Raw genomic sequence first — 11652 nt, 5'->3', positions numbered from 1 at the left:
TCTCGCTTTATTGGGGGTCTGGAATAGCTAGACGTCGAGGTTGGCGCTCTTGGCGTGGCTCTCGATGAAGCGCTTGCGGGGCATAACTTCGCTACCCATCAGCATGCTAAAGACCTTATCGGCCTCAACGGCTTCATCGATGTTCACCCTCAGGATGGTACGCTTATCGGGGTCCATCGTGGTATCCCAGAGCGTCTCCGGGTTCATCTCACCAAGACCTTTAAAGCGTCCGACCTCGGGCTCTCTACCGTTGTGGGCGGCGCTATACTCCTGGATCAACTGATCGCGCTCCTCAGGGGTATAGACGTAGCGCACGTTTTTACCCATCTTCACGTGGAAGAGGGGAGGCTGCGCGATGAAGAGGTGGCCATCGGTAATCAACTGCTGCATATGGCGATAGAAGAAAGTCAGCAACAGGGTACGAATGTGGGCGCCGTCAACGTCAGCGTCACACATAATGACGATGCGACCATAACGCAGACGAGCCATATTGAAATGCTCATCAATACCCACGCCGATGGCGGTAATGATGTTCTTGATCTCATCACTCTTGAGCACCGTATCCAGACCAACGCGCTCCACGTTCAGGATCTTACCGCGCAGAGGCAGAATCGCCTGGAAGTGGCGATCGCGACCCTGCTTGGCCGAGCCACCCGCGGAATCACCCTCAACCAGGTACAGCTCACAGCGATCGGCGCGCCTCTCACTACAGTCAGCCAGTTTGCCCGGCAACGTATTATCCAGCGCATTCTTACGCTGGATCAGGTCACGGGCCGCACGAGCCGCCTCGCGGGCCCTGGCGGACATCAAACACTTATCAATAATGGTCTTGGCCTCGCCGGGCGTCGTCTCCAGGTACTGATTCAGAACCTCAGCGGTCACCATCTCAACCACAGGACGAACCTCAGCATTGTTCAGCTTCGACTTCGTCTGGGCCTCAAACTGGGGATTAGGAATCTTCACGCTGACGACAGCCGTCAGACCCTGGCGCACATCATCGCCGGTCAGATTGCCATCTTTCTCTTTAAGCAGATTAGCCTTGCGGGCGTAATCATTGAGGGTACGCGTCAGAGCGCTACGGAAACCGGTGATATGCATACCGCCATCAACAGTATTGATACCATTGGCGAACGAATATTCCGTCGGGGACCAGCTATCATTATACTGGAGAGCAACCTCAACCTTAATATTGTCGATCTCACGGCGGATGCTCACAGGTCGAGACTGCAGGGTATTACGATTCTTATTCAGGTAGCGCACAAAAGAGGTCAAGCCACCTTCAAAGTAGAACGTCGCCTCCCGATCGGTTCGCTCATCAATCAAGGCGATAGTCAATCCACGGTTCAGGTACGCCATCTCGCGGAAACGCTGAGCCAGGATATCAAAGCTATAATCACGAGTCTCCATCACCGAAAGATCAGGCAGGAACGTCGTAATCGTACCTGTCCCCTCGGTCGTCCCCACTACCTCCAGAGGGGTAATCGGAACCCCCTTCTCATAGCGCTGGCGATAGACATGTCCATCATGTTTGACATCAACCTGGCACCACTCGGAGAGCGCGTTTACCACCGAAACGCCCACACCGTGCAGACCACTACTGATCTGGTAGCCGCCACCGCCAAACTTACCACCGGCATGCAGCACAGTCATCACAACCTCAAGGGTTGACATACCGGGACGCTGGTGGTGCTCATCAACAGGGATACCACGTCCATTGTCTTCGATGGTGACAGATTCATCGGCGTGTATCGTCACCTTCACCGTATCGGCATAGCCGGCCATCACCTCGTCAACGCTATTGTCGACAACCTCGGTAATAAGATGATGCAGTCCACGCTGATCCGTAGCGCCGATGTACATACCAGGACGTACCCGGACGGCCTCTAAGCCTTCGAGAATCTGAATATTCTGTCCGCTATAACTATTACCATTGTCGTTCACTTTCCCCTCACCATTCCCACTCGTATTTTGTTGTTCAGTGAGTAGAGCACCATTATAATCATCAGGGAGCTGCTCTGACATTATCGATTCTCTCGTCTTCGCCATCAAAAACACTCCAATAAGAAACCCTGCCAAAGAGGCGTGGGGCACACACTATCAAAAACAATCGCGAACGCCGCGCACGCGCGGCAGAGCTCATACGATTGAATGGCATACATCAAGGACAAGCAATTGCGCTAGATATAACCGTCTCATCACGGGGACCATTATGGCTAGAGCCCAATCGATCTTGCAGCGATTCAGCATGCGGAAAAAAGCACCGGTAACACTGAATGCATGGGCAAAAGATCGCATCGCTCTGGACAAGTTTCCTCTCACAGGGATACAATTTGTCTCACGCAAAACTGGCTCCAAATGGGGTTACACGGTAAATACTGCACACACTAATAGCATATACAGACGTGCTAAGAAGCTTTTTCTTTGCGGAGACTTGCCTACTTAATATGAATATGAAAATCATTTTGACAGATTGGTCAAAATGCGGTAACGAATAATGCCACATTTCGTCCCCTCATTATATCACATTTCACCTCACAAACAAAGCAGATAGGATGAACGTACAAGCTCAGATAAGAAGGCGGCGCAAGCCATTTCAGACTATCAAAAAGCATATGAAAAGGCGGACTATATAGAAGTTCTAAATACAGGGGAGAAAAGCGGAAAGAGAGAGGAAGAAAAGATCTTCAACTGGCAGGCTCTCTTCTCTATTCATCATCGCAAGGGAAAGAGGAAGAGAGCCCCGGCCACGTTGAAGCGGCATTTTCAGCTTCGCATCAATAGCGGTTACCACTAACCGGCATACCGGGATTGCCCTGTAAAGAGGAGCTGGGAGGAACACCCTGCATCGCAATGCCGGACATACTTCCGGGCATTGGCGCGCTACCAACATTGTTGGCGCAATAAGGACAATACGTCCAGCGCAACTCAAGCAAACGCTCGCATTTGGGGCAAGAACGTTTCAACTTCTGACCACAAGAAGGGCAGACCTGAAAATCGGATTCAACGCGCGCATGACAGTTCGTACACGTCTGACGCTCTGTCATCTCCGCGAGCAGAGACTCTTCTTCTAACTGGCGCTCATAGATTTCCGCCAGGGTCTGACGAGGACGCAAGATCAGGTAGATAAATAAGCCACCCACGTTAAAGAGGGCAACAAGCACAGTAGCCAGAATCTGGGACACGAAATCTTGCGTACGCGCACGAATATCGCGGAAAGTCCAGATAATCAAACTGAGGGAAAAGATCACCAGAAACATGACCAGACAGCCAATCATAGGCCCGAGCAGACCCTGGATGGTTCCCATTATATCCGGCGACGACGATGCCTTAGGGCTAGTCGCCAGTAGCACCAATGAAAAGTTCACAGGACAAACGCCCCTTTCAGAATAGAAAATTCATAAACTTTTTAAGCACAGGCTGATGTGCTCGCTTCGTTTTTAGATTCCATACACTGCAATTTACAACGTTCTACAATGTCCCATGATGACAACCTAGGACTATGCGATACGAATTGCTGAAATATTTATCAGCAAGTGTGCCATGATTTGCCTCTGTCCGCAACCCTACAGGGAGATTCGTCATGTTTTCTGCACATACGACAGGACCTATATCCCAACGGTGTATCCCCGTTTGGCGACAAATGTTGCAACGCCGCTAGCATGTATGCACACAAACACTACAGCGATGACAGGTATCACAATAACTAATAACGCCTAGACCCACCGAAGTTGTGACACCTGCCTCTACTCTACTATACATAATACACACGAATCAGGGAAAAAGAGACAGGTTATCTACTTAGATACATCGTAGAAAGGCTATCATTATCCTTTCTTATCGGTCATTCATAAAAATAAACACAGGGTGCTGACGTTACGTCCGAATAGGTTTATTTGTGGATGCGGGTTGCTCGACGACCCGCATCCACAAATAAACCTATTCGGACGTAACTACAACTATTATGAAGTTTTGTCCGTTATTAAAAAAGTAATGTCTTTTTTCTATAGCGTTTACAGGGTTTTCGTTTTATATGGTAAGGCAAATTCTAATCTAGTTCTTGTAAACAGGACTAATTTCTTATTCTTTAGCTGCTTTTAGGGTGATATTATAGTTTGTAACTAGCTGTATTTCTATGTGTCAAGGTGCACAAAAGCTGCCAGGCGGGGGAATTGTGCGGGTGTGTTATAATTAGAACAAAGGTCCTAGAACAAAATTTCGTACCTATTGAAGGAGGTCATGTTCATGGCGAGTGGGAGCTACGCCAAAAAGCCCAGGGTTCAGACGACTACCGAAGTTCGTTCAACCATCCCGGCACGCGCAACCAGGGATTTATCGGCGGAAAACGCTGATGATGGTATGTCACAGACCGAGGCATTAACCTTCAGTCGCGAAAGCATACCTGCACGACCTCCAATACAGACCGAGCGTCCGACGCGGAAAACAGCCAGGATTGATAGCGTTAGAACAACAGGCGGCAATACCACCAGAATTACCGGTGGCGCCAATACCAGAACTACAGGCGGCAATACCACCAGAATTACTGGTGGCGCTAATACTAGAACTACCGACAATACCACCAGAACCACTAGCACTATGGCGCGCAATACGGCCAGTATAACCAGTACGAAGAGCCTTCCGGCTGTCAGGACTCCTAATATTACACAGATACTGCCGGCCGAGCCGCAGAGTCCGAATACCACGCGTGTGCTGGAAGGTCTAACCACAACTCATAACACCAGAATACTCCCGGCGACCAAAATTAATCGTACGGTAGACATTGATGGTGCTCTCACCCGAGATCCCAGGCCTCCGGTCAAACACCTGGAAAAGCATAAGTCCTGGCTGCATCCCTGGCTGATCTGCTTTATCTTTGCCATCGTCTCCCTGTTCGTGTTAGTTTCAGCGGGTATGTTTCAGCGCGTCAATACAGTAAACCTGTTTGGAGGGGGACAAACGTATAACATCCAGGTAGGTGGCTCTCAGGCCCAGGACTGGCAAAAGGCGACGCCGGCCCCGATTAAGCCGACGATCATCAAACATTCTACCGGCCCCTATGCCGTGATCGGTAAACCCACTATTACGGCTGCATTTATTAATAAGGTGTTGGCGGCGTATCATTCTCCGGCCGCCGGTAAAGGACAGGCCCTTTATGATCTCGGTGTACAATATGATATCGATCCAGCTTTTGCGCTCGCCTTTTTCATGCATGAAAGCTCTTTTGGCACAATGGGAGAGGCACGTGCGACCTTATCGCTGGGCAATCTACGCTGCATTCCTGATCATGCCTGTGTTGATCAGGACCGGGGTGGCTACGCCCAGATGGCCAGTTGGGAAGACGGCTTCAAAACCTGGTACTCACTGATTCACAATCTCTATGTCGTCCAAAGTGGACGCGACACGGTAGATAAGATCATTCCGATGTACGCGCCAACCGCCGATAATAACGATGAGCAAGCTTATATTAATTCTCTGAAGCGTGCCATTGATACCTGGCGTTCAGGTGTAATCTTTGTTTCATAAAAAGAGTACGAAAAAGCTCTGGTTGGCAGGTTTTATAAAACCTGCCAACCAGAGCTTTTTCGTACTCTTTTTATGTAGTCACCAATCCCTGCTCAAGGGCTTTGCTGAGGGCTTCGGTGCGGCCGGATACACCCAGTTTCTGGTAGATGTTGGCGAGGTGGAAATTGACGGTACGCTCACTGACGAAGAGGCGGGCGGCGATCTCTTTGTTACGCAGCCCACGGGCCAGCAGGCGCAGGACCTCCAGTTCGCGGGCGGTCAAGGTCTCGTAGGGCGCGCCACCACGTCCCTGGCGTCCAAAACGAGAGAGCAAGCGACCGGCCAGCTGCGACTGCACCAGCATCTCACCACGGGCCACGGTTCGTACCGCCTGAACCAGCTCATCGGGTGCGATATCTTTTAGCACAAAGCCATCCGCCCCGGCACGCAGAGTTTCATACAGGTACTCCTCACGATCCTGCGTTGCCAGCAGCAGGACGCGGGTATCGAGATTGAGTTGCTTGATCTGGCGCAGAGCCTCCAGACTCTGTCCATTGGGCAGTTGCGTATCCATCAAAACGACCTGGGGGCCCAGTTCCAGGGTCTCGCTCACAGCTTGAACGCCATCTACCGCCTCACCTACCACCGATAGACCTGGGTAGGACTCCAGCAAACGATGAAGTCCCGCCCTCGTCACCGCCAGACCATCTACAATCAACACTGTAACGCGCTCAGCCGTCGCGGTGTTCTCGCTAACCAGGAGTTGCTCAAAAATCTTTGCAGAAGGTTCATTGGACCCCTGAGAGGCTTCTGGGAGCATTGGAGACGTAGAGAGATAGGAAAGGCTAACGCGCACGCGTACCCCCCGCTCCTCCATCTGCTCCAGTTGAAGGGTGCCACCCCACTGTTCTACACGAGAACGCAGTTCCTGCCAGACGGGAGCCCAGAGGATTTGTGACGCGGATCGGGACATATCAAGCAGAGGGGACGCGCGATCCAGCTGCGCATCGCCAGCAATATCGTGATTGCCAGGGATACCATCGTCCTCCACACTCACCTGCACATCGTCCTGACGGTAGCTAAAGGTAAAGCGCAGACGCCGGGCATCACTATGCCGGGGTACCTGGTAGAGTGCCTCACGCACAACCCGGTAAAGCAGGCGAGCAGCCTCAGGGGGAAGAGTCTGTCCCAGAGGACGATTCTGCTCATCAACGCCAGAAAATGAGATGCGGCTCGCCAGGTGCAGCCGCTCCGCCGTCTCTTCAACGGCACGCGAGAGGGCCTCGGTCAACTCCACGCCATCCAGTTCAGGCGCTGGCTCATCCTCAAACGAAGAGCGCACGATGGTCAGAGCTTCATGCGTCAGCGCCTCCAATTCATCTATGCCCGCGCGTATAGCTTGCAGGTCAGGAGCAGGATCATCTCCGGCCTCGTTGGATCTCACCAGTAGCTGCAGGGTATGCAGCTCGATCAGAAGCGCGCTCAATGTATGTATTAATTGATCATGAGGATATGTACTCATGTGAAACCTCTCTTTATAGCCACCCATCCATTGTATAACAAACCATCCCATACATAGGTATAAACTGTACCAGAGAGAAATATATTTCCAATCGGGCGCGGCGTTCGGATTCGAGGGACATTGCCGTGCGTCGAAGAGTAATCGGACGCGAGGTCCGAACGTATGGGGGCGTCATCGTCGGTCGGGGAGATTGTTTCGGAGGAGAGAGTGCATTATAATGATGGGAATTCAGGCGCTTAATCAGAGGGATGTGAAGATGCAAATCAGTGAACCGGCTGAATATGTGATATTGGGGCTGCTTACTACGCGTTCGATGCATGGCTATGAGATGTTTCAGCTTATTGAAGGGGGGACGCTGGGGCAGATTATCCACCTCGAAATGAGCCAGATGTATGCTTTTTTGAAGAAGCTAGAACGGCTGCATTATATTGAAGCTGAAGTTGAGTCGCAGGGTACGCGTCCGCCGCGCAAGATTTTCCAGCTAACGGCAGAGGGACACGAAGTATTTCGACAGTGGATCAGGCAGCCGGTTGAAAAGCCACGTGATATACGCATCCTGTTCTTGATCAAGCTCTACTTTGTGCAACGGGTGCAGCCCGCGCAACTGGGGACGCTAGTAGAGCAGCAGATCAAGGCCTGTCAGAGCTTCTTGCAGCACCTGAAAACCAGGCAGCAAACCACTACGCTACAGCCCGATGATGCCGCGTTCCTTGACCAGGTTGTGCTAAGCAGCCGCATCTATCAGACGCAGGCCCTGCTGGAGTGGCTCAGTGAGCTTCAGAAGGGGATACAACACCGGGTATTGACGTGAGATACAGACAATAGCGAGGATTGTAGACCTTGTCACAGCTACTACATGAAACAGCCTGTGAATAGCGGCGGGTGCGGGGATACTGTTTACCACAGCCGGGACACTGGTAGATATAGCGAATGGGACGGAGTTCGCGGCGAGCACGCTCCCGCGTAACGCTTTCCTCGTGCAGCAGGGCACGCAGGTCTTCAACGGCATAACCAGTAATCGCGGCCTCATCGGCTGCGATCGAATCGTAGCCATGGTGACGATGGCGGCGCGGCGTCCCCTGAACACGGTCAGACAGGTGGATCAGCTCATGGGCAACCGTCACCTCTATCGATTGTGGATGCATCGCAGGCTCGATGAAGATCAGGTGGCGATGCTGCCGTGCGGCCGCCAGCGCGCGCGATGAGGCTGCGGGGAGATAGCAATAGCAGCCCAGTGCCATCGTATTAAGCCGCTTGCCGGTCCAACGCATATATTCTCGTCGATCCTGTGTCAGGGCCAGCGCCGGCAATTCAGCCTGGGCGAGGCCCAATTTATTCCAGTAGTGCATCAACCAATGTTTCAGCACAGGCAGATCGCCATGAATGACAGGTTCCGACTGAAGCGGAGGCGGAGTCGGTGAAAGAGAGCGGGACCGAGAAACTCGGCGCGTAGTAGCCATGGAGGACGTATTCACTCCTAATCAGATATAATACGAACAGTATATCAAGCAAAAAACGTGAATGCAAGTAGAGAGGAAATATAGTAAAACTTTTAAACATGCCTCTTTATAGCAATCATATGGCTTGACACCTCTACTCATCAGGGGTAAGATGAAGATCAGATATTTACACAAACCTCCCGTACCCACAAGGAGGGGTCCTATGTCATCTCAAATCTGTATCAAGACTGACAAATCATTACAACAACTTGCTACGGAGATACGCGACCTCTTATCGCTACCCCCATTCACGCTGGATTATTCTGCCGAAGAGCCCTACTGCCAATTTGACATGCTGGGCATGCTGGTACTTATTCATAAAACCGCAGAAGAGGATCGAGATTCCGAGGTTAAAGATTATCCCTATAGTTTTGACCTCCAAATGTCGTTTACAGAACATGAGCTTGACACAGATACGATTGAGTATAATCTCCAGGCCTATTATGCCCAGTTACTGGCGTTCCACCTTGGGGTCGAGACAGCCTGTTACGAGAAAAAGAAGGTAGGTCAACATTGGCAGATTCGCTACTGCTTCTATAGCAAGAATCCAGCGTGGAATCCGAATCTGCTCTTCGGCGAGCCCGGCTGGTGTCCCGCGGTCAAAAATGGTACGCCCAGCGCATGGCGCTCCATACGCTCCATCTTCCAATAAATGAGTAAAGGCCGTCCTGGCTCGGGCCAAATAGGGCTATTACGGTAGAGTATGATAGCAGAAAGCACAATGATGTGTTATGCTTCGCCATAAAGCATTCTCCAAGATAGAATAGTGATGCTACGAGAGCTTCATGTCAGTTCGGTCAGGGCTTTCCATGTGTTGCTAAAGACGTAGAAGCAGAAGAATAAATGGAAAACGAACGACAACCGCCTTCGTTACCTCCCCACCAATCAACCGGTCAGGGCAAGCCTACCGGTAAATTGCAAGATTCTCAGCAGTTACCAGCAGTTCAAAAGACTACCCGTTCACTTTACGAAGACACGCCTGCATTGCCGACGCCACCAGAAACATCACCGATTAGCCATACGCAACCCCCCTGGACCCAGACGACCATGCCCCCCAATTATCAGGAAGCCATTGAAGATATGGGCACCTCACTCGGATATGGTCAGGGCATGGAATACCAATACTTTGATGCACCGCAACCATCGCAACCGGTATCACAGTTACGCATGGCCAGTCTACAGCAACGATTGTATCAGCGCACACGCCAACAGCTGCACAGCAAACAGGACATCACCAGCACATTTAGAAAGCCACGCTCGAGCGAATCGAAGCCGCTCTACTCCTTGCGAGGTCCGCAAAGCGTAGCGACCGTCGACGCACTGGCACACGACATTCAGGAATTGGAAGCGGTAGCCGAGATCGCGGCGGACGAAGAGGAGATCAAGCAAGACAGCGCGGTATTAAAGAAGATAAAGGTTGGTCAGGCGACCTTCATCTTAAGTGGATCATTCATCGCCAGCCGTGTCCTGGGACTGGTCAAAACCAGTATCACGGCCTACGTGCTGGGTGCGACAATCTTTTCGGACGCCTTCTACCAGGCCTTCACGATACCAGACACCATCTTCAACATCGTAGCGGGTGGCGCGCTAAGCTCGGCATTTATTCCGGTATTCACCCGCTACATGAGCAAAGACAAAGACGAAAAGTCGGCCTGGCATATCGCCAACGCCTCGCTGACACTGGCCACTCTGGTCATGGTCGTCCTGGCCATCCTGGCCGCCATCTTCGCCGACAAAATCGTCCCACTATATAATCCACCAACCACCCCAGACCGAGCCGCGACCATCCCGATCATCGTCACCCTGGTACGCATTATGCTCCTGCAATCGATTATCCTGGGGGCAGGCTCGATTACCAACGCCGTCCTGAACGCGCGCCAGAACTTCTTCCTACCGGCGATCGGGACCGTACTCTATAACGCGGGATCGATCATCGGGCTCACACCCGGCCTCATTCTCAAGATCACCGGCCATGGCAATCCCCAGTTCGCCGTTTATTCTGCCAGCGTAGGCATTATTCTGGGTGCCATGATCCAGGTGGGCATACAGTTACCGGGCCTGCCCAGGGTCGGCATGCACTTCAAGCCATCGCTGGACTGGCGCAATCCGGCCGTCATTCAGATCGGGCGCCAGATGCTGCCGCGTATCTTTAACGCGGCCATGCTCTCTTCATCGGTCTTTGTAGATAGTTTTCTGATCGGACGGCTGGGGCTAGTTCACGTGGATAGCGATATCATCAATGGCCTCAAAACAGAATCTATCCAGGCGATGCAGTTGATGCAATTGCCGCTGGGGGTCTTCGGGATGGCCCTGGCCACCGCCACCTTTCCGACGCTGGCGGAGTACGTCACGCATGGTAAGATGGACAAGGTACGCAGCCTGATCCTGGAGACGCTGCGCGGCATCCTCTTCCTCTCCATTCCCTCCTGCCTTGGATTAATACTGCTAGGGCTACCGATCGTGCAGGCGCTGCTCGCCCACGGTAGCTACATTATAGATAAGGACGGCCACTTCACACTGGAGAAGGCCAATGCCACTGTGCTGGCCCTGAACATGTTCGCGCTGGGTCTACCGGCATTCGCCACCATCGAGATCCTGACCCGCTCATTCTACGCCATGAGGGACAGCAAGACGCCGGTGATCATCAGCATAGGACAGTTCATCCTCAAGATCGCCTTAAGCCTGATCCTGATCACGCCCTTCACAGTCATCGGCGGGGTCTTCTGGGGGATGAGCTCACTGGCCCTCTCCACCACCATAGCCAGCGTGCTGGAGGCTATCGCCCTCTTCCTACTGCTGCACTACCGGGTGCAGGGACTGACCGAACGCTCGCTGGGCATCTTTGCGCTGCGTGTACTGGCCGCCACCGCTGGCATGAGTATAGCAGTCTTTGTCAGCCGGGCCCTGCTGGACGCAGCCTTAAACACGACCGATGTCAATCGCTTTATGTTCACCGGTGTCACAGAAATAGGGATAGCGATCATCAAACTGGGAATCGAGCTTTTTATTGGCACCATCGTATACCTGCGCCTGGCGCGCTTCTTCGGCATCGAGGAGATGGGACCGATCCGGCGTTTGTTGGATCGCTTTAAATTATCGTGGATTCTTTGAAATATACACAATACACAAATT

8 protein-coding genes are annotated in these 11652 nt (G+C 52.2%); 4 read left to right on the top strand and 4 right to left on the bottom strand.

Features of this window, described 5'->3' with window-relative positions; all coding sequences use genetic code 11:
* Positions 1-27 precede the first annotated feature (27 nt).
* A complete protein-coding gene (gene gyrB / locus KTT_RS10800; RefSeq protein ID WP_126595981.1) occupies positions 28-2022 on the bottom strand; it encodes a DNA topoisomerase (ATP-hydrolyzing) subunit B in 1995 nt (664 codons plus the stop codon).
* A 752-nt stretch (positions 2023-2774) separates the two neighbouring features.
* Positions 2775-3365 carry a zinc ribbon domain-containing protein gene (locus KTT_RS10795; RefSeq protein WP_126595980.1) on the bottom strand — a complete coding sequence of 197 codons (591 nt, stop codon included), beginning with the start codon at positions 3363-3365 and terminating at the stop codon, positions 2775-2777.
* Between the two features lie 877 nt (positions 3366-4242).
* On the opposite strand from KTT_RS10795, the gene KTT_RS10790 reads away from it, so the two are divergent.
* Positions 4243-5520 (top strand): glucosaminidase domain-containing protein, encoded by a 1278-nt coding sequence (locus KTT_RS10790; protein ID WP_126595979.1) that lies wholly within the window; start codon positions 4243-4245, stop codon positions 5518-5520.
* 70 nt (positions 5521-5590) lie between these two features.
* On the opposite strand, the gene KTT_RS36705 is transcribed toward KTT_RS10790, so the two are convergent.
* Positions 5591-7021, bottom strand: coding sequence for a helix-turn-helix transcriptional regulator (locus tag KTT_RS36705; RefSeq protein ID WP_218030868.1), 1431 nt, complete (start codon positions 7019-7021; stop codon positions 5591-5593).
* A gap of 256 nt (positions 7022-7277) precedes the next feature.
* Here KTT_RS36705 and KTT_RS10780 point away from each other — a divergent pair, with 256 nt between their 5' ends.
* The gene (locus KTT_RS10780) at positions 7278-7832 is read left to right on the top strand and encodes a PadR family transcriptional regulator (RefSeq protein ID WP_160145793.1); all 555 of its coding nucleotides are present in this window, start codon (positions 7278-7280) and stop codon (positions 7830-7832) included.
* Here the strand turns inward: KTT_RS10780 and KTT_RS10775 are convergent.
* Complete coding sequence (locus KTT_RS10775) at positions 7789-8388, bottom strand: hypothetical protein (protein ID WP_160145792.1); 600 nt, start codon at positions 8386-8388, stop codon at positions 7789-7791. The genes KTT_RS10780 and KTT_RS10775 overlap by 44 nt on opposite strands.
* Positions 8389-8683: 295 nt before the next feature.
* On the opposite strand from KTT_RS10775, the gene KTT_RS10770 reads away from it, so the two are divergent.
* Positions 8684-9172 (top strand): hypothetical protein, encoded by a 489-nt coding sequence (locus KTT_RS10770; RefSeq protein ID WP_126595976.1) that lies wholly within the window; start codon positions 8684-8686, stop codon positions 9170-9172.
* 191 nt (positions 9173-9363) lie between these two features.
* Positions 9364-11631, top strand: a complete 2268-nt coding sequence (murJ, locus tag KTT_RS10765) for a murein biosynthesis integral membrane protein MurJ (protein WP_126595975.1) — start codon at positions 9364-9366, stop codon at positions 11629-11631.
* Positions 11632-11652: the final 21 nt, after the last annotated feature.

Origin of the sequence: Dictyobacter aurantiacus (assembly GCF_003967515.1) — a bacterium.
GTDB classification, from domain to species: Bacteria; Chloroflexota; Ktedonobacteria; order Ktedonobacterales; family Ktedonobacteraceae; genus Dictyobacter; species Dictyobacter aurantiacus.
This window is presented reverse-complemented; position numbering and strand designations above follow the sequence as displayed.

Bases quoted from the DNA above. Each gene is read 5' to 3' on its own strand.
- gyrB (WP_126595981.1), bottom strand. From the start codon at position 2,022: ATGTCAGAGCAGCTCCCTGATGATTATAATGGTGCTCTACTCACTGAA.
- KTT_RS10790 (WP_126595979.1), top strand. From the start codon at position 4,243: ATGGCGAGTGGGAGCTACGCCAAAAAGCCCAGGGTTCAGACGACTACC.
- KTT_RS36705 (WP_218030868.1), bottom strand. From the start codon at position 7,021: ATGAGTACATATCCTCATGATCAATTAATACATACATTGAGCGCGCTT.
- KTT_RS10780 (WP_160145793.1), top strand. From the start codon at position 7,278: ATGCAAATCAGTGAACCGGCTGAATATGTGATATTGGGGCTGCTTACT.
- KTT_RS10770 (WP_126595976.1), top strand. From the start codon at position 8,684: ATGTCATCTCAAATCTGTATCAAGACTGACAAATCATTACAACAACTT.
- murJ (WP_126595975.1), top strand. From the start codon at position 9,364: ATGGAAAACGAACGACAACCGCCTTCGTTACCTCCCCACCAATCAACC.